The organism is Kitasatospora sp. NPDC088264 (genome assembly GCF_040685715.1).
Taxonomy (GTDB): Bacteria; Actinomycetota; Actinomycetes; order Streptomycetales; family Streptomycetaceae; genus Kitasatospora.
Map to the genome: position 1 here is coordinate 43,043 of NZ_JBFBIR010000053.1, position 18,297 is coordinate 61,339.

The following is an 18,297-nucleotide window of genomic DNA, read 5'->3' on the forward strand; positions in this document are numbered from 1 at the left end:
CCACGGTACCGACAATTCCGCTCCTTGCGTGACCAGTTGTCGGCTTGTTGACCACCTGGAACATCCGATCGGTTCCAGGCAAGCAGCCCCGGACCGGCGGTCCGGGGCCGTGCTGAATGAGACGGGCAATCCACTCCGCTACGGCAGGGGCCACGTATTCGTCGGGTCGTCCAGCCAGGCCTGATGGCCTCCGGGGCCGATGGTGAGGCCGAGGCGGCTCGGCCCGGGGCGGTCGTTGTCCAGCCACCAGCGGTGGGCGGCCTCGACTTCGTCCCATAGGCGGCGCGGGCCGTGCTGCCACACCGTGTACCGCTCGGTGTTCTCGGTGCCGTCCCAGTCGACGGCGGCCCAGGAGCCGCCGTCGGTCGTGGCCACCCAGAGGCGGGTCTCGACGTCATCGAGATCGGGGTCGTGGTGCCAGGCGTACCAGAGGTCGCCGAGGCGGTGCCCGAGGGCGAACTGGGTCTCGAACTCCGAGTCGGCGACGGCCCAGGGGTCGAGCGTGGTCGTGGACTCGTCCGGTACGTGCTCGTCCATGACGACGTCCCGGAAGAGGCGGAGGTCGCGGCGCTGGGTGCGCATCAACATGAAGGCACTGTCGGCGGTGTACCGCCCGATGGCGGTACCGTCGCCGGTGACGGTCAGGCGGAGGAGCCCGCCGCAGCTCCACTCGTCGTACCAAGGGGTGAGGATTTGCCCGCCGGGCCTGGTCTGGCTGATCCATTCGCCCGGAACGCGCTTCACGGAGCAGGTGGCCATGATCCGGTCGAACGGCGATGCGACGTTCCAGCCGAGACTTCCGTCGCCGCAGACGACGGTGGGTGCGTAGCCGGTGGCGTCGAGGTTGGTCCGGGCGCGGTGGGCCACGGCGGCGTCGATCTCGATCGTCGTCACGTTCGCCCCACCGAGGCGGTGGGAGAGCATGGCTGCGTTGTACCCGGTGCCCGCGCCGATCTCAAGAACCCGCATCCCCGGTGCGATGTCCAGGAGTTCGAGCATCTGAAAGACGACCGACGGCTCGGAGGCCGAGGACGAAGGCCACGCATCGCGTACATCCGTCGGCTCGTCTCCGTCGTTGACCTGTGTCACTACGGGAATGTCCGAACTGGCGGCGGCGAACCAGCGGTCGGGCTCACGGTCACGGTCGCAGAGCTGGTAGCCGTCACCGTCGGCAAGCCAGATCCGGTCCGGGAGGAAACGATGGCGCGGGGTCGCCTGTGCGGCCCTTCGCCACTCATCGGACACATCGTGGCCGAGAGAGCGGGATACGGCCCGGAGCAGGCCGTTCGTGGCGGCCTGCTCCAGGTCGTTCTGCTGGCTCTTCACTTCCCGTCGCCGTCCTTGCGGTGCTTGCCGGCAGACGACCCGGACGAGGTGTCCGGGGTCGACTTGTCCTTCCCGAAGTCCTTCCGGTCCTTGTTCGCGTGCTTGCCCTGCCCGCCGTCGTTGCCCCCGCTGCCGCCACCGGAGCTTCCGTCCTTGCCGGTTCCCCATCCCATGGGTGCCTCCTGCCTGTTTTCTTCACGATGGTTGTCGCGTGGAGCGCTTGCCCAGGTGTACGGACGTGACAGTTACCGACTGGCGTGCCCCCGGGCCGGTACGCTCCTTGATGAGAGCGGGGCCGCCGTCGCAGGGAGCGAGACCCACCGACGGGTCTCCGACCGCTCTCGGTCGGGGACGCCTACGACGGTAGGGTCCCGGAGTCAGAACCTGAAGTGACCACGAGTACACGTACGTCGGCACGGACTCCCGAGGTGGGGGGCTCTCATGCAGTCAAGCCAACAGCCTTCCCTGACTGTCGGTCAGGGAAGGCCTCGGCGCCCGCGCGTGGGCATCATCTCCGGGTACGTCTTTCGGGTGATCCGAGAACAGCACGGTGCCACCCAGGACGAGTTCGCCGAGCGGCTGGCCGTGTCAAGCGACACGATCGCCGGGTGGGAGAGTGGTCGGCGCCCACTCACGGCCTTACCTGTCGGGCAGATGCTCACCTACCGCCATCGGCTGATGCAGATGGGCACAGCGCCCGCACTCCTCCAAACACTGGAGCGATCCTTCGAGGCGGACATCCTGCTCGCCGGCATCGTTGAGGAGAAGTCGTCGGCTGCCGGGAGCCCCCTCGGGGCGATGGTGATACGGCGCGACCTCGTGGAGATTCTCATGTGGCCGCTCAGCGGTGCAGCGCCGAAGGCCGTTCGCGACCTCCCGACCCCGCCGCGTCCACGAAAGGGCCCAGCGCCGACCGGACCGGAACTTCCCGCCCCCGACCGCCCCCGGTTCTACGCCCACCTGCGGCGCGCGGCCGAGGAAGCGCGTGGAACGGACCAGTTCCTCGCCCGCCGCCAAGCGCTGTACCTGGCCGGATACGATGAGCAGGGCGACACGCGGGAGTGGCTCGCGCACCAGCAGCGCTCCGAGCAGCCGAGCGACTGGCTGAGCCGCTGGCTCAACTCCCGTTCCGTTGCCATGGTCTCCGCCCGCCACGGTGACCGCGATCGGATCAGCCACTTCATCGAAACGGCCCTCGCCGATGAGGCGGGCGCGCTGGCGAACCTCAACTACTGGGCGTACTGGATCGGCGAGGCCCCGTACCTCGAACTCTCCGACGACTTCATCGCTGCCCGGTCGCCGGGCCCGTGGCCCGGCGACAAGCTCCTCGCGCACCTCGTTCAGGGGCTCGGCCCGCACTGCGGGTACGCCGAGTTGAACATCCACAGTGTGTGGTCACTGCTCCAGATCCGGCCGGATCTGCTGCGCTCCGGAACTGCGGCCCGCGCCCTGCGCGAACGGCTCCCGGTGCTGTTGGATGGTCGGGAGCTGTCGCGGCGAGGGCGACGCGAGCTCGACAGCATCCGCTACGCGATCCGCCTTGTCGAGGCGTGAGAGGAGCCAGACAGTGACAGACGACCTGACGCCGGTGGCCAGGTTCCTGTTCGAAGCCGGGACGCTCAAGCAGACCAAGCGCACGGGCTGGTGGATGGCCGGCGTCCGCGATCCCGAATCGGTCGCCGAACACTCCTGGCGAACCGCGTTGATCGCTTCGATCATCGCCAAGCTGGAAGGCGCGGACCCGGCGCAGACCGCCTTCCTCGCGGTCTGGCACGATTCCCAGGAGACGCGCACCGGGGACGTCAACCATCTGGGGAAGATGTACGCACCCGGCGCCGATCCGGCGGCGGTGACGGCCGACCAGGTCGGCGGCATGCCGGAGATCCTCGCCTCCACCATCCGGGATCTCGTCGCGGAGTACGAAGCGAAGGACTCTCCGGAGGCGGTCTGCGCGAGGGACGCCGACAAGCTGGAGTGCCTGATCCAGGGCGTCGAGTACAAGGCGCAGGGCTACGCGAACGCCCAGCGCTGGATCGACAACAGCCGTGGCCGTCTCACCACGAAGACCGCCAACGCACTCGCCGACGCCGTCCTGGCAACCGACTCCCTCGGCTGGCTCCGTGCTGCCCTCGGCGAGAAGTCGAGCTGACGCGGGTCGTGGATCACGCCTTGAAGGCGGCACCTCGCAGGTGTCGGTCTCAAAGCGGAAGTTCGATGTGATGGTGGACGGCGCCGAGCGCGTGATCTGACGGAGGGGCGAGGATGGCGATCGAAGCGGAGCTCAAGGCGGTCGTGCGCGACCCGGAAGGCGTGCGCGAGCAACTGGAGGCCCGGCACGGTGCCGGCCGCGCCGAGGTCTACCGCGACACGTACTACGACGCGCCGGACGGCAGCCTGATGGGCACCGATCGCGAGTTGCGGATCCGTACCGTGCACAGCCCGGACGACACGCGCACGGTGCTCACGTACAAGGGGGCCCGGGTGGACGAGGCGTCCGGGTCGAAGCCGGAGTCCGAGACGAAGGTCGAGGACGCCGATGCCGCGCACGAGATCATGCGGGGCCTGGGCTTCACCCCTCGCATCGCGTTCGAGAAGCGGTGCCGCAACTACGGCTTCCAGCGCGACGGGAGGCGCCTGCTCGCCACGCTCGTTCGCGTTCCCGAGTTGGACGACGCCACGTTCATCGAGGTCGAGACGACGGCCGCCACGGAGGCTGACCTCGCGCCGGCCCTCGCCCTCGTCCGTGCGATGCTGGCCGAACTCGGCATCAGGAAAGTCGACTTGACCGCCGAGCTGTACACCGACGCGGTCGCGGCGGCGCGTCCGGCCTGACTGGTAGACTCATTTAGCATTCACCGGCGCGCTCCCTGAGGCCACAGCACCTCAACCGGCACGCCGCGCTGGCGGGCGTAGGCGACCACGTCCGCCGTCCCGCCGTAGCCGCGGGCCGGCAGGCCGTCCCAGACGGCGAGGAGCTTGTCGACCTGGGCTACCAGGACCTCGCTCCCCGCCATGTGCGCGGCTTCGTCGGACTCCACCCGGCCTGTTCGGTGAACGGCGTTGGCACTGCTCAACAGCCGGTCGTAGACGGGGTGATGCCAATCTGGTAGCCCGTCCCGGTACTGATCCGCGGGAATGACGACCTCTAGCCGCGCCCCCCGTTCGAGCGCGATCTCCGCGATCCACGCGTCCGGCCCGTCCGCGATGCAGGACACGATCGTGAGCCGAGGCGGGTCCTCTCCCGCGAGAGCGTCTTCGAGCAGCCGTCGAACCTGCTCCTCCACCCCGGCCGCCAGCCCCCGGTGCCCGGTGACTCCGATTCGCAGACCGCTCCGGTCGGCCTTCACGGTGTACGCGCCCTTGCCGGATGTCTCATCCAGGAACGTCACCTCGAACGATTCGAGGTGCTGCGCGCGTTCGGCCAGGAACCGGCGGACGTGAGGTTGCCGTTCGTGCTTCTCGAAGGCCGCACGGTCCGCGTACAACTCATAGAAGACCCGGACGTGTGGCTCGCCCGGCACGGTGTGAGTGACGTAGAGGAGTGTGCCGGGTTCCTTGGCGCGGATCTCTTCGAGGGCCGCAGCTGCCAGCTGGTCGAAGGCGTGAGCTGCTGCGGCGTCGTGGGCGATGAAACGTACGACCAGACCGAATCCCACGGGTCACGCGGCCTTCTGGCCGGCGACCTCGCGGGTGCGCTGGTGGAGCTGGCGGACCGCACGGTTGGTGGCTCGTGCCGGGAGGCCCTTGCCCAGAACCTGGAAGTGCTCGTCGCCACGGACGGAGCTGATCGTGACGTAGTCGTCCAGGAACGCGTTCCAGGTGGCGCAGGCGGCCTCGACGTGCCCGAGTTCCATCTGGCGGCGGGCCAGCAGGCCGTTGCCGTGTACGCGGCCCTGTTTCTCGTTGGCGGGGCGAGCCCGGTTGGAGAGTTGAAGTTCCTTGATCGCCCCCGGGAGGTCGCCGAGTTCGTACAGCACGTGCGAGACGTGAAAGTGGTAGGCGGCCTGGTCGTAGCCGCCGACGGAGTCGTTGCGGCCCTCGGCCTGGGTCAGCGCGGTTTCGGTCTCGGCAAGGCGCGCGAATGCCTGCCGCTGGTCCTTCACCATGGCGGCGCCGTGCGCCTGTTGGCCGGCGAGGAAAGCCCGCAGTCGCGGGCCGGAGGCCGGAGCCGCTTCGGCGGCCGAGTCGGCGAGTTCCAGCGCCTTCGGGCCGTATCCGAGATTGGACGCCTGGAGCGCCATACCCCGTAGGGTGCGGCAGTAGGTCACGTGGTCCTGGGCTTCGCGTGCGAGCTTGAGGGCCTGGACGTAGTACTTCTGGCCGAGACCGTGGGCAGTCTCGTACATCGCCATCCACCCGGTGAGGTAGGTGAGATCGGCGGCGGCCGACAGCAGGCCGGCCTTCACTTCCGTGGTGCCGGATGCCTGGAGCCAGGGACCGACCGAGTTGACCAGGAAGGCCGCCGCCATCGGGCGGGCGTGGGCGGCGCCGAGCTCGTCGAGGATATCGGCGATCCGGTCCGTCATTCTCTGAACGGTCTCGACCTCGCCCTGGCCGACCCGTACGGTACGGCCCGCCGCGGCATGGCTCATCCGGTCAGCGGTCTCGTCGAAGACCGGCAGCGTCAGAGCGAGCGAGTAGAGCCCGGAGGCGAGTACACCACGGCGCGAGGGGTCCATGTCGGCTTTGCCGATCGACATCAGATCGGACAGGACCCCCTGGCTGCCCGCCTGCTCGGCACCGCGCCCGAAGCCCGTCTCCTCGGGTGTCACCGGTCGTCCGAGCCGACGTGAGAGCGTCTCGCGGACAACTTCCTGTACGTCTGCCCGGGGTTGAGTGCCGAGAGCCAGTGCGAGATCGCCGACTTGTCATAGGTCAGCTGGTGCCCCGCCTCGCCTCCGACGCGATTCACGGCTCGGGCGAGCTGGCCGTTGCCCCACCCCGCCTGCTGCATGAGTATCGCGAGCGCGGTGTTGGGTGTGCGCGGTCGATGGGTCATCGCGATCCCGTCCTCTGTTCAACCGGTTCAACGCCTGGACCAGCTTCGTCTGTTCTCCCTTCCTATGTACCCGCGTTGACTTGATGTCAGCCATTTGGACGGTGGGTGTGGGGCCGAACGATCCGACATGGCTGCCGAATTGTCGATATGTGACCGAATGGATTTCCAGTGATCGTCAGCCCGCTCAACACCGCTCGATTCCCGGTTCCGCTGGAATGGGGTGAGCCGCCTGGGGCCGACGCGGTGCCGGCGGCGCGGCGGTTGGTGGGGGCGATCGTGCGGGAGTGGGGTGTGCCGCTGTCAGCGGACGGGCTTCAGGAGGTGGAGCTGTGCGCCAGCGAGGTGATCGCCAATGCGCTCGTGCACACCAAGGAGCGCTGTGCTGTTACCGTCCGGTGGTGTGCCGGGCGGGTGCGGGTGGAGGTCGCCGATCGGTGCCCGGAACTCCCGAAGCGCGAGCGCGACGTCGGCTCGACCAGCGGGCGTGGCCTCCTGCTCGTGGAGGCGCTGGCGCACGCCTGGGGCTGGCATCCGGCGGGGGTGGGCAAGGTGGTGTGGTTCGAGTACCTGGAAGCCGCCGAAGCACCGTGCCCCACGCATGGGTGGGGCACGGCGCTGGACCTTCACACTCTGCGAGAGGTGGCGTAGTGGCGACCTTCGGGAGTCTGTCGAGGCGACCCTTTCGCGTTCAACAGTCCACCCAGCCACGTCGCATGATGCAATCCGACGCGTTCCTCGCATATCCATTTGCGGGCGCCGCATGATCAATGACCTCATGACTGTGAAGGGTTGTCGACTGACAGCAGGAACGTGGCTTGTGCGTTGGTGTCTCGGCTGCTGCCGAGACACCGACGTCTGGCCCTGTGCTGGCAGTTGTGCCCGGATGGCTCGGAGGGTTCGGTTCGGTGGTGGTCAGTCCACACAAATGTGGTGGCGGCCCGTGCCGGGGATGGTCATTCTGGGCGGATGGGTGATCGTGCGAACTTCGTCGTCGTCCGCGAGAGCGGTGAGTTCGAGCTGTACCTGTCGCGGTTCGGGGCGGTAGGAATCGACCTCGACCTCCTGGCCGGGCCGGCGGAGGCTCTCTCGATGGTCCGGCACCTGAGAGCGGTCGACTGGTGGCTGGACGATGTGCACTGCCAGGGTGCGGCACTGATCGACCTCGGCCGGAAGGTGTTGATGCTGTTCGCCTGGGAAGGGCCGAGCGCCGAGATGCGCCACCGGGCAGCCACGCTGGAACTGTTGCAGGAGGCGTGGGCGGGGTGGGACGTCCGGTGGATGTACGACGGCCCGGCCGAGCTGCGGACGTACCTGGGGCTGGACCCCGAACACGTCCGTGCCCGTGGGTGCGGGATTGCGGTGGGGCCGCTGCTCGAACCGGGCGACGAGGAACTGGCTGACCCCGAGCCGATGGTTGCGGTGGTGACGGTCGGGACGGAGCACTGCTACGTGTTGGCGAACGTCAACGACCATCCGGTCCGGGAGGGGGCTGCGCTGCTCGACCGACTGGCGGGCGGCCCCGAGCACGGGGTCTGCCGGGCGTCGGCCGATGCCGGCATCCACGTCGATCCGCTGCGCCGGTGGGTGGGCTGGTGGGTGCTCGGGGCGGCGGCGGAGGCGTACGAGATGCCGCGGCGATGGCCCGGTTGGACGGTGGAGTTCTGGCAGGACCGCTGGGAGGAGCACGTACTGGCGGCGCCCGGACGCTTCTCGCCGCCGCCGGTTGACCGCGCGAGGGCGCTGGCGGACGTACGGGCAGCGGCCGAACGCTGTCGAGGGGCGTGAACCCGCCCGGCGCCCGCCGGGTCGGTCCGGCCGGCTCCACCCCTCTTGCCGAGCCGTCAGGCACCGATGTGCATACTTGCCGGACGATCAGCAGGACGTAGAGGTGATGACGCGGTGAAACTGGCTGAAGCGCTCGCGCAGCGCGCGGCTGCGGTGCGGCAGGTGGAGCAGTTGCGGGCGCGCGTCGTCGGCAGTGCGCGCTACCAGGAGGGCGAGGAACCGGCCGAGAGCGCGGCGGAGGTCCTGGCCCAGGCCGGGGAGGCGCTGGACGAGCTGGAGCGGCTGATCCGTCAGATCAACCGGACCAACTCCACCTCGCTCATCGAGGGCGGCGGCACGCTGACCGACGCCCTCGCCCGCCGGGACGTCCTGCGGCTGCGCCACTCGGTGATCACCGCGGCCGCCGACGCCGCCTCCGGGCGCGACCAGCGGGGAGCCGTACGGCAGTTGCGGTCCGAACTCAGGATCCTCTCCGCCCTGCCGGTCGCCGAGCTCCATGCCCAGGCGGACGCCCTGGCGAAGGAGATCCGCGAGGTGGACACCCTGATCCAGCGCACCAACTGGGAGATCGACCTGATCGAGGACTGACCCCACAAGCTGGGTGTGGGAAGCAGGTAGTCGCCACGGAGGCGTGCACACACCGCGGGCCGGCGGTTCATCCGGCCCCTGGCGCGTGAAGAGCAACGCAGGGGTTCGATTCCTCACCGAACAATGCAGCTCAGCATCGCGTACAGGTGACAGAGCACACCGCACAGCTCACCACCACGTGCAGATCCGGGCGGCGAGGGCGGGAACGGGGCGCCCCACACCCGGTGCGAGGGCCGTGCACACCAGCACGGCCCTCGCACCTGTTCCTCCCCGGAGCCACCCGAGAAGCGCCTCCCGTCAGGGCGTGCCGAACAAGCCGAAGAAGCTGTCCAGGATCTGCTGCGCGGCGAGCCCCGCCGGCATGGTGCCGGCGCGGACCCGGGCCTCCAACTCGACCGAGAGCCGCCGCACTTCGGGGTGTTCGTGCAGCCGCGCGTAGAGCTGGTCGTGGACCATCGTCCAGGTCCATTCGACCTGCTGGTCCCGCCGCTTCGCGGCCAGCGCGCCGGTGGCGTCCAGGACCTTGCGGTGTTGCTGCAGCCGCTCCCACAGCACGTCGAGTCCGGCGCCGTCCCGCCCGCTACAGGTCAGCACCGGGGGCGTCCACGCCGCGTCGGGAGCCTGCAACAGCCTTAGGGCGCCCGCGAGTTCGCGGGCCGCGGCGCGAGCATCCGTCTCGTGCGGCCCGTCCGCCTTGTTGACGGCGATGACGTCGGCCAGCTCCAGGACGCCCTTCTTGATGCCCTGCAACTGGTCGCCGGTGCGGGCCAGGCTGAGCAGCAGGAAGGTGTCGACCATCCCGGCGACGGCGGTCTCGGACTGGCCGACTCCCACCGTCTCGATCAGGACCACGTCGTAGCCGGCGGCCTCCATCACCACCATGGACTCCCGGGTGGCCTTGGCGACGCCGCCCAGCGTCCCGGAGGTGGGCGAGGGGCGGACGAAGGCGTGCGGGTCGACGGCGAGGCGTTCCATCCGGGTCTTGTCGCCGAGGATGGAGCCGCCGGTGCGGCTGGAGGTGGGGTCGACGGCGAGCACCGCGACCCGGTGGCCGAGCCCCGTGAGCATGGTGCCGAAGGAGTCGATGAAGGTCGACTTGCCGACACCGGGCACGCCGGTGATGCCCACCCGGACCGCGCCGCCCGCGTGCGGCAGCAGCCGTTGGAGCAACTGCTGCGCGAGCGCGCGGTGGTCGGGCCGGGTGGACTCGACGAGGGTGACGGCGCGCGCGATCCAGGCGCGCGAGCCGTCGAGGACACCCGTCACATAGCTGTCGAGGTCGATCGTCCGCGGAGGCATACGATCAAAATCTCACAGCTCGTGGCCGAGGTCGGCCGCCAGCGAGGTGAGCAGGTCGTAGGCGGCGTCCGGGATGACGGTGCCCGGCGGGAAGACCGCCGCCGCTCCCGCCTCGTACAGCGCGTCGAAGTCCTGCGGGGGGATCACCCCGCCGACCACGATGGTGATGTCCTCCCGGCCGGCCTCGGCGAGCGCGGTGCGCAGCGCGGGGACCAGGGTGAGGTGCCCGGCGGCGAGCGAGGAGACGCCGACGATGTGCACGTCCGCCTCGACGGCCTGGCGGGCGACCTCGTCGGGGGTCTGGAAGAGCGGGCCGACGTCCACGGTGAAGCCGAGGTCGGCGAAGGCGGTGGCGATCACCTTCTGGCCGCGGTCGTGGCCGTCCTGGCCCATCTTGGCGACCAGGATCCGCGGGCGCCGGCCGTCGGCCCGCTCGAACCGCTCGACCAGGTCGCGGGTGCGCTGGAGGGAGGCCGAGGGGCCCGCTTCGTCTCGGTACACACCGGAGATGGTACGGATCTGGCCGCTGTGCCGGCCGTACACCTTCTCCAGGGCGTCCGAGATCTCGCCGACGGTGGCCTTCGCCCGGGCCGCGTCGACGGCCAGGTGCAGCAGGTTGCCGTCGAGCGAGCCGCCGCGCTGCGGGCCGGCCTCGGCGGCCCGGGTGAGCGCGTTCAGCGCGTCCTGGCAGACCGCCTCGTCGCGCTCCTCGCGCAGCCGGCGCAGCTTCTCGATCTGGCGGGCGCGCACCGAGGAGTTGTCGACCTTGAGCACGTCGATCTGCTCGTCGCTGTCCACCCGGTACTTGTTGACGCCGATGACCGGCTGGCGGCCGGAGTCGATCCGGGCCTGGGTGCGGGCGGCGGCCTCCTCGACGCGCATCTTCGGGATGCCCGCGTCGATGGCCTTGGCCATGCCGCCGGCCGCCTCGACCTCCTGGATGTGCTGCCAGGCACGGCGCGCCAGGTCGTGGGTGAGCTTCTCGACGTAGGCGGAGCCGCCCCACGGGTCGATGACCCGGCAGGTGCCGGACTCCTGCTGGAGCAGCAGCTGGGTGTTGCGGGCGATCCGGGCGGAGAAGTCGGTGGGCAGGGCCAGCGCCTCGTCGAGCGCGTTGGTGTGCAGCGACTGGGTGTGGCCCTGGGTGGCGGCCATCGCCTCCACGCAGGTGCGGGTCACGTTGTTGAACACGTCCTGGGCGGTGAGCGACCAGCCGGAGGTCTGCGAATGGGTGCGCAGCGACAGCGACTTGGCGTTCTTCGGGTCGAACTGCTTGACCAGCTTCGCCCACAGCAGCCGGGCCGCGCGCAGCTTGGCGACCTCCATGAAGAAGTTCATGCCGATCGCCCAGAAGAACGACAGCCGCGGCGCGAACGCGTCGACGTCCAGGCCCACGTCCAGGCCCGCGCGCAGGTACTCCACCCCGTCGGCCAGGGTGTAGGCCAGCTCCAGGTCGGCGGTGGCCCCGGCCTCCTGGATGTGGTAGCCGGAGATGGAGATGGAGTTGTACCGGGGCATCTTCTGCGAGGTGTACGCGAAGATGTCCGAGATGATCCGCATCGACGGCTGCGGCGGGTAGATGTAGGTGTTGCGGACCATGAACTCCTTGAGGATGTCGTTCTGGATGGTCCCCGCCAGCTTCTCGGGTGCCACCCCCTGCTCCTCGGCGGCCACGATGTACAGGGCCAGGACGGGCAGGACGGCGCCGTTCATGGTCATCGACACCGACATCTTGTCCAGCGGGATGCCGTCGAAGAGTTGGCGCATGTCGTAGATCGAGTCGATCGCCACGCCCGCCATGCCGACGTCGCCGGTGACGCGCGGGTGGTCGCTGTCGTAGCCGCGGTGGGTCGGCAGGTCGAAGGCGACCGAGAGGCCCTTCTGGCCGGCCGCCAGGTTGCGGCGGTAGAAGGCGTTGGACTCCTCGGCGGTTGAGAAGCCCGCGTACTGGCGGACGGTCCACGGCTGGTTGACGTACATGGTCGGGTACGGCCCGCGCAGGTACGGGGCGATGCCCGGGTAGGTCTCCAGGAAGTCCAGGCCGGCCAGGTCCGCCGTGGTGTACAGCGGCTTGACGCCGATGCCCTCGGGGGTGTCCCAGACCAGCTCGTCGACGTCCTTGCCGGTGGACTGCCGCCAGGCGGCCCGCCACTGGCCGTCGGTGACGTCCCCGGAGGGATCCCCGTTCAGTCCGATTCCGGTGAAGTCGGGGATCATCGTGCCACTCCGATCTGGTCGAGCAGGGAGGTGAGGACGGCGATGGCGTCCCCGCCCGCGTGGATGAACTCGTCTACTCCTGCCGGGGTTTCGCCGAGCCGACCGGCCAGCAGCACCCGTTGGGCTCCGGCCGCCCTCAGCGCGCCGGCGACGGCCTCGGCGTGCTCGCCGTACTGCGCGTCGCCGGAGCACAGACAGGCGGCGGTGGCGCCGGAGGCGGTGAAGGCCTCGGCGAAGGCGGCCGGGTCGACGGACTCCAGCGAGGTCGTCGCGATGCCGCCGGCCTGGAACAGGTTGGCGGCGAAGGTGGTGCGCGCGGTGTGCGCGGAGGCGGTGCCGATCGAGGCCAGGAACAGCTTCGGCCGCTCGCCGGTGGCCGCGAGCTGCGCGTCCGAGCGGTCGCGCAGCGCCTCGTACGCCTTGGCGCGGCGCACCTGCGGCAGCCCGCCGCCCGGTGCGGCCGGGGCCGGCTCGCGGACCAGCGGCTGTTCGTCCAGGTGCGGGAACTCGCTGACGCCGGTGACGGGTTCACGCCGCTTGGCGAGCTTGACGGAACGCTCCGCCCAGGTCGCGGCGATCCGCTCGCGGACCGTCCCGTCGGTGAGCGCCGCCTGCTGGCCGCCGGCCCGCTCGATCTCCTGGAACCAGGCCCAGGCGGCCGCCGCCAGCTCCTCGCTCAGCTGCTCGACGTACCAGGAGCCGCCGGCCGGGTCGATCACCCGGGCGAGGTGGGACTCCTCCAGCAGGATCGACTGGGTGTTGCGGGCGATCCGGCGGGCGAAGGAGTCCGGCAGGCCGAGGGCGCTGTCGAAGGGCAGCACGGTGACGGCGTCGGCGCCGCCCACGCCGGCGGCGAGGCAGGCGACGGTGGTGCGCAGCATGTTCACCCACGGGTCGCGGGCGGTCATCATCACCCGGGAGGTGACGGCGTGCTGGCGCTGCGCCGAGGCCGCCGCGGAAGCCCCCGACACCTCGGCGACGCGGGACCAGAGGCGGCGCGCGGCACGGAACTTGGCGATGGTGAGGAACTGGTCGGCGTCGGCCGCGTAGCGGAATTCCAGCTGGCCGAGCGCGGCGTCCACCGACAGCCCGGCGGCGGTGAGCGCCCGCAGGTAGGCGACGCCGGTGGCGAGCGAGCAGCCCAGCTCCTGGGCGGGCGAGGCGCCGGCCTCGTGGTAGGGCAGGGCGTCCACGGTCAGCGCCCGGACGCCGGGGTACTCGGCGGAGCAGCGGGCGGCCAGCGCGGTGGCCTCGGCGAGCAGCGCGGTGGTGCGTCCGGTCTCGCCGGTGCGGGCCTGGAGGCCCAGCGGGTCGGCGCCGAGGTTGCCGGCGGCGGCACCGGGGGAGACCTCGCGCTCCTCGTACAGGGCGAACAACTGCTCGGCGGCGGCGGTGAATTCGGGCCCGGCGTCGAGTGCCACGGCGGCCAGGTCGAGGTACACGCCGGCCAGCGTCTCGGGCAGGGCCGTGACGGGCAGGCCCGCGCCGCCGAGCTCCAGCCAGAGCGAGCCGACGCCGTTCTCCAGATCGGCCAGGACCGCCTCGTTGGTGCGCCGCCGGTCCGGGTCGGTGTGCCGCTGGCGGACGTCCCAGCCGGCGACGGCGGCGCCCTGCGGCCGGCCGCCGCGGACGAACGGGGGGAAGCCGGGGTAGCCGGCTTCGGCCGGGGCGTCCTCGGCGGTGTACAGCGGGCGGGCGCGCAGCCCGTCCGGGAGTTCGGTGGTGAGCGCCCGCTCGGCGGCGGCGCCGTCCGCGGGGTGCGCGCCGGACTTGCGCAGCACGCCCTCGACGAGCTGCTGCCACTGCTCGCGGTGTGCGGCCGGGAATTCGGCGGCGAGGGGGAGCCCTTCGGGCAGGACGTTCATGACCGCAGGTTAGCGCTCGTTCGCAGGCCCGCAGGAGGGGCGGTCCGTGTGACCTTTCCCTCGATTTGGCACGTTCTCAGCACTCCGGGCGGCGAGGAGTGCCGCGGACGGCGGCACCCGAGGTCAACGTCGGTGCCGGGGGCCACGATCGATCGCCAGGGACGGCCCGGAACAGGGGGATTGCGGAACCCCTCCACTCATCTATTAAGTTACTTCGAAGAAGGTGGGTGGGGACCGAACCCCCGTAGGTCCTCGCCCGCCTTCGCCGTCCCCTGCCGTCCCCCGAAGGAGAGCCCCCCGCCATGGGAAAGCGTCGCAAGCCCAGCCCCCCGAGCCGGGCCCGCATGGCGGTCCTCACCACGGCCATGGCCGGCGGCGCCGTCTTCGCCTCCGGCACCGCCCACGCCGAGCCCGCTCCCAACCTGGCCTCCGTCAAGGAACAGGTGGACAAGCTCAACGAGGAGGCGGAGCAGGCCGTCGAGCAGTTCAACGGCTTCCAGGAGAAGCAGCAGAAGCTCCAGGGCGACGCCAGCAAGATCCAGGAGAAGGTCGCCCGCGGGCAGGAGGCGATGAACGAGCTGCGCTCCCAGCTCGGCGCGGTGGCCGCCGACCAGTACCGCACCAACGGCATCGACCCGTCCTTCCAGCTGATGCTCGACTCCGACCCGGCCGCCTACCTGGAGCGCGCCTCGGTGCAGAACCACCTCGCCGACTCCCAGATATCCCTGCTCAAGCAGGCCCAGAACGAGCAGCGCAAGCTCGACCAGGACCGCGCCGAGGCCACCGCCACCCTGGCCCAGCTCGACTCCGTCGGCACCGAGCTGGGGGAGAAGAAGAAGCAGATCCAGGCCAAGCTCGCCCAGGCGCAGGGCATGCTCAACAAGCTGAGCGCCGAGGACCGCGCCAAGATCAACGCCCAGCAGAACGCCGAGAAGGCCAAGGCCGAAGCTCAGGCGGCGGCCGCCGCCGACCGGGCCTCCCGCTCCTCGGAGCGCCAGAACATGAACACCCCGGCGCCGCCCGCCAGCGGTCGAGCCGCCGCCATCCTCCAGTTCGCCTACGCCCAGCTCGGCAAGCCCTACGGCTGGGGCGCGACCGGCCCCAGCAGCTTCGACTGCTCCGGCCTCACCGGCGGCGCCTACCGCTCGGCCAACGTCAAGCTGCCCCGGATGTCCCAGGACCAGTGGAACAGCGGTGCCCGCGTCCAGCGCGCCGACCTCCAGCCCGGCGACCTGGTCTTCTTCTACCCCGACATCCACCACGTGGGCATCTACATCGGCGACGGCAAGATGATCCACGCCCCGCGCACCGGCAAGAACGTCGAGGTCCTCCCGATCAGCGCCATGCCGTACGTGGGCGCCGTCCGGCCGTAGGCTTCGGCAGTTCGGCAGTTCGGCAGTTCGGCAGTTCGGCAGTTCGGCAGCCCGCTCCCGCCTCGGCGGGGGCGGGCCTTCGCGTTCTCCGGGGCCGCCCGGTCGGTCCTCCTCGTGTGGCGGAACGTGGAAACAGGACCATCTGGAAGTACTTGCCCCTACAGTCTCCCCACACCCCCAGGGTCGTCACGGAGAGGGAGCACCATGGCTGACACGCCCGCGCCCCGGAGCATCGAGAGCTACGGCTACCAACAGGAACTCCGCCGGTCCCTGACCTTCACCGACCTGCTCGTCTACGGGCTGGTCTTCATGGTGCCGATCGCACCGTTCGGCATCTTCGGCGGCGTCTTCCAGGGCTCCGGCGGCATGGTCGCGCTGGCCTACGTCCTGGGCATGGTCGCGATGATGTTCACCGCCCTGTCCTACGCCCAGATGTCGCGGGCCTTCCCGATGGCCGGCTCGGTGTACACCTACGCCGGGCGGGGCATCGCGGCGCCGGTCGGCTTCCTGTCCGGCTGGATGATCCTGCTCGACTACGTGCTGGTGCCGGGGCTGCTGTACCTGGTCGCCGGTGTCGCCATGAACTCGCTGGTCCCGTCCGTCCCGGTGTGGCTCTGGCTGGTCGGGTTCGTGCTGCTCAACACCGTGGTCAACTACCTGGGCATCGAGACCACCTCCAGGGTCAACAAGGCGATGCTGATCGGCGAACTCGTCGTGCTGGCGCTGTTCGTGGTGGTCGGCGTGATCGCGCTCGCCTCCGGCAAGGGCCGGGGCTTCGACTTCACCCCGCTCTACAACGCGCACACCTTCTCGTGGAGCCTGGTCTTCGGCGCGGTCTCGATCGCGGTGCTCAGCTTCCTCGGCTTCGACGGGATCTCCACCCTCTCGGAGGAGAACCGGGACTCCACCAAGGCCGTCGGCCGGTCGATGGTCGCCGCGCTGCTGCTCGCGGGCACGCTGTTCATCGTGCAGACGTGGGTGGCCTCGCTGCTGGTGCCGGACCCGGACGCCCTGATCCGGGACGGCGATCCGAACGGCACCGCCTTCTACGACGCGGCCCGCACCGCCGCCGGCAGCTGGCTCGCCACGCTGACCGCCGCCTCCACCGCCGTCGCCTGGGGCTTCGCCAACTCCCTGGTCGCCCAGGCCGCCACCTCGCGGCTGCTGTACGCGATGGCCCGGGACCGCCAGCTGCCCGCCTTCCTGGCCCGGATCCACCCCGAGCGCCGGGTGCCGGTCAACGCCACCCTGCTGACCGCCGCGATCTCGCTGCTGCTCGGCCTCTACATGGCCTCGCGTGACGACGGCATCACCCTGCTGAGCACCCTGGTCAACTTCGGCGCGCTGACCACCTTCCTGGTCCTGCACGTCGCCGTCGTCGTCCACTACCTGATCCGCCGACGCAGCAAGGACTACTGGCGCCACCTGATCGCGCCGGTCCTCGGCTTCGCGATCCTCGCCTACGTGGTCGTGAACGCCAACATAGCGGCCCAGCGGCTCGGCTTCGTCTGGCTGGCTGTCGGCGCGGTCGTGCTGGCCGGGCTGGTGGCCACCGGCCGCAAGCCCCGACTGGCCGTCATCGAGGCCGAATCCGCCGTCGAGGCCGGATCGGCCGTCGAGCCCGGATCCTGCACCGAGCCCGGATCCTGCACCGAGGCTGGATCCGGCACCGAGCCTGATCCCGTCACCGGGCCCGAATCCACCGTCGATGCGCCCACCACCCGCGAGGAGAACCCGTGAGCCTGCCCGAGACCGTCCAGCTGGCCCCCGCCCCGGCCGACTACGCCTACACCTTCGGCGGACGCGCACCGCTCGTCACCGTGCGGCCCGGCACCATCGTCGAACTGACCACCGAGGACTGCTTCGGCGGCAAGGTGCGCGGCACCGGCGACCTGCCCAGCCAGGTCTGCGTCTTCCCCTACCTCAACCCGGTCACCGGGCCGATCGCGGTGGCGGGCGCGGAGCCCGGCGACGTCCTCGCGGTGCACTTCGTGGAGATCACCCCGGCCCGGGAGTACGGCGTCTCCAGCACCTTCCCGCACTTCGGCGCGCTGACCGCGACCCACAGCACGGCGATGCTGCACCCTCCGCTGGAGGAGCGGGTCTGGGTCTACGACCTGGACCTCAAGGCGGGCGTCTGCCGATTCCGGGCCCGGAACAGCGACTTCACGGTGGACCTCCCGCTCGACCCGATGCACGGCACCGTCGGGGTCGCCCCGGCGGCCGGCGAGGTGCTGGCCTCGATCACGCCGGGCGCGCACGGCGGCAACCTGGACACCCCCGAGATGCGGGCCGGCACCACCGCCTACTTCGGGGTCAACGTCCCGGGCGGGTTGCTCGCCATCGGCGACGGCCACGCCCGCCAGGGGGAGGGGGAGGTGTGCGGGACGGCGGTGGAGGCGGCCATGCGCACCACCGTGATCGTCGACCTGGTCAAGGGCGGCGGACCGGCCTGGCCGCGGCTGGAGGACGACCGCTTCCTGATCAGCACCGGCTCCGCCCGCCCCCTGGAGGACGCGTTCCGGATCAGCCAGCACGACCTGGTCGGCTGGACCGGGCACCTGCTCGGCCTGGACCAGCTCGACGCCTACCAACTGGTCAGCCAGGCCGGGCTGGCGCCGGCCGCCAACGTCTGCGACACCAACTACACGATGGTCGCCAAGCTGCCGAAGAGCCTGCTCGGGCGGGTCCGCGCCTACGACGGCCTGCACGACCGCCTGCGCGAAACCGCCGAGGCGTACCTGCGGCACCGCTAGTGTGATGCGCCACAAATCATGAGGGTAAGTTGATACCCTTTTATGGTGTCGCATCCTGGGCCTTCTGCCGTGGTGATCTCGCTGTCTGA

At 70.4% G+C, this 18,297-nt stretch carries 16 protein-coding genes and 1 pseudogene; 9 read left to right on the forward strand and 8 right to left on the reverse strand.

The window, feature by feature from the left end; all coding sequences use genetic code 11:
- Positions 1 to 138: 138 nt before the first annotated feature.
- Together AB0O82_RS30070 and AB0O82_RS30075 are read right to left on the reverse strand one after the other, a co-directional pair.
- Positions 139 to 1,326 (reverse strand): methyltransferase domain-containing protein, encoded by a 1,188-nt coding sequence (locus tag AB0O82_RS30070; RefSeq protein WP_363587064.1) that lies wholly within the window; start codon positions 1,324 to 1,326, stop codon positions 139 to 141.
- Complete coding sequence (locus AB0O82_RS30075; protein ID WP_363587065.1) at positions 1,323 to 1,499, reverse strand: hypothetical protein; 177 nt, start codon at positions 1,497 to 1,499, stop codon at positions 1,323 to 1,325. The genes AB0O82_RS30070 and AB0O82_RS30075 overlap by 4 nt, the downstream gene beginning before the upstream one ends.
- A gap of 268 nt (positions 1,500 to 1,767) precedes the next feature.
- Between AB0O82_RS30075 and AB0O82_RS30080 the strand changes: the two genes are divergently transcribed.
- The 3 genes from AB0O82_RS30080 to cyaB all read left to right on the forward strand — a co-directional run bounded on the left by AB0O82_RS30080 (position 1,768) and on the right by cyaB (position 4,158).
- Positions 1,768 to 2,880, forward strand: a complete 1,113-nt coding sequence (locus tag AB0O82_RS30080; protein WP_363587066.1) for a helix-turn-helix domain-containing protein — start codon at positions 1,768 to 1,770, stop codon at positions 2,878 to 2,880.
- 13 nt (positions 2,881 to 2,893) lie between these two features.
- Complete coding sequence (locus AB0O82_RS30085; RefSeq protein ID WP_363587067.1) at positions 2,894 to 3,475, forward strand: HD domain-containing protein; 582 nt, start codon at positions 2,894 to 2,896, stop codon at positions 3,473 to 3,475.
- Between the two features lie 113 nt (positions 3,476 to 3,588).
- Entirely contained in the window at positions 3,589 to 4,158 is a 570-nt protein-coding gene (cyaB, locus tag AB0O82_RS30090) for a class IV adenylate cyclase (protein WP_363587068.1), read from the forward strand.
- A gap of 20 nt (positions 4,159 to 4,178) precedes the next feature.
- Here the strand turns inward: cyaB and AB0O82_RS30095 are convergent, their stop codons facing one another.
- The 3 genes and pseudogenes from AB0O82_RS30095 to AB0O82_RS30105 all read right to left on the reverse strand — a co-directional run bounded on the left by AB0O82_RS30095 (position 4,179) and on the right by AB0O82_RS30105 (position 6,098).
- Positions 4,179 to 4,652 (reverse strand): hypothetical protein, encoded by a 474-nt coding sequence (locus AB0O82_RS30095; RefSeq protein ID WP_363587080.1) that lies wholly within the window; start codon positions 4,650 to 4,652, stop codon positions 4,179 to 4,181.
- A gap of 105 nt (positions 4,653 to 4,757) precedes the next feature.
- Positions 4,758 to 4,982: pseudogene (locus AB0O82_RS30100) on the reverse strand (antibiotic biosynthesis monooxygenase); the annotation flags it as partial.
- A 3-nt stretch (positions 4,983 to 4,985) separates the two neighbouring features.
- Complete coding sequence (locus tag AB0O82_RS30105; RefSeq protein ID WP_363587069.1) at positions 4,986 to 6,098, reverse strand: hypothetical protein; 1,113 nt, start codon at positions 6,096 to 6,098, stop codon at positions 4,986 to 4,988.
- Between the two features lie 395 nt (positions 6,099 to 6,493).
- Between AB0O82_RS30105 and AB0O82_RS30110 the strand changes: the two genes are divergently transcribed.
- The 3 genes from AB0O82_RS30110 (at position 6,494) to AB0O82_RS30120 (ending at position 8,698) form a co-directional block, all read left to right on the forward strand.
- On the forward strand, positions 6,494 to 6,973 hold the full coding sequence (locus tag AB0O82_RS30110; RefSeq protein WP_363587070.1) for an ATP-binding protein: 480 nt from the start codon (positions 6,494 to 6,496) through the stop codon (positions 6,971 to 6,973).
- Between the two features lie 318 nt (positions 6,974 to 7,291).
- Positions 7,292 to 8,110 carry a hypothetical protein gene (locus AB0O82_RS30115; protein ID WP_363587071.1) on the forward strand — a complete coding sequence of 273 codons (819 nt, stop codon included), beginning with the start codon at positions 7,292 to 7,294 and terminating at the stop codon, positions 8,108 to 8,110.
- A gap of 114 nt (positions 8,111 to 8,224) precedes the next feature.
- The gene (locus AB0O82_RS30120) at positions 8,225 to 8,698 is read left to right on the forward strand and encodes a DIP1984 family protein (protein WP_363587072.1); all 474 of its coding nucleotides are present in this window, start codon (positions 8,225 to 8,227) and stop codon (positions 8,696 to 8,698) included.
- A gap of 297 nt (positions 8,699 to 8,995) precedes the next feature.
- On the opposite strand, the gene meaB is transcribed toward AB0O82_RS30120, so the two are convergent.
- Genes meaB through AB0O82_RS30135 form a run of 3 tightly spaced genes read right to left on the reverse strand, consistent with a single transcriptional unit; the run spans position 8,996 to position 14,079 of the window.
- Complete coding sequence (meaB, locus tag AB0O82_RS30125) at positions 8,996 to 9,997, reverse strand: methylmalonyl Co-A mutase-associated GTPase MeaB (protein WP_363587073.1); 1,002 nt, start codon at positions 9,995 to 9,997, stop codon at positions 8,996 to 8,998.
- A gap of 12 nt (positions 9,998 to 10,009) precedes the next feature.
- Positions 10,010 to 12,214, reverse strand: coding sequence for a methylmalonyl-CoA mutase (gene scpA, locus AB0O82_RS30130; RefSeq protein WP_363587074.1), 2,205 nt, complete (start codon positions 12,212 to 12,214; stop codon positions 10,010 to 10,012).
- Positions 12,211 to 14,079 (reverse strand): methylmalonyl-CoA mutase family protein, encoded by a 1,869-nt coding sequence (locus AB0O82_RS30135; RefSeq protein WP_363587075.1) that lies wholly within the window; start codon positions 14,077 to 14,079, stop codon positions 12,211 to 12,213. The genes scpA and AB0O82_RS30135 overlap by 4 nt, the downstream gene beginning before the upstream one ends.
- 302 nt (positions 14,080 to 14,381) lie before the next feature.
- On the opposite strand from AB0O82_RS30135, the gene AB0O82_RS30140 reads away from it, so the two are divergent.
- From AB0O82_RS30140 to AB0O82_RS30150, 3 genes are all read left to right on the forward strand, one after another.
- A complete protein-coding gene (locus AB0O82_RS30140; RefSeq protein ID WP_363587076.1) occupies positions 14,382 to 15,452 on the forward strand; it encodes an NlpC/P60 family protein in 1,071 nt (356 codons plus the stop codon).
- 204 nt (positions 15,453 to 15,656) lie between these two features.
- A complete protein-coding gene (locus AB0O82_RS30145) occupies positions 15,657 to 17,192 on the forward strand; it encodes an APC family permease (protein WP_363587077.1) in 1,536 nt (511 codons plus the stop codon).
- A complete protein-coding gene (locus AB0O82_RS30150) occupies positions 17,189 to 18,208 on the forward strand; it encodes an acetamidase/formamidase family protein (protein ID WP_363587078.1) in 1,020 nt (339 codons plus the stop codon). Before AB0O82_RS30145 ends, AB0O82_RS30150 begins: the two co-directional genes overlap by 4 nt.
- Positions 18,209 to 18,297: the final 89 nt, after the last annotated feature.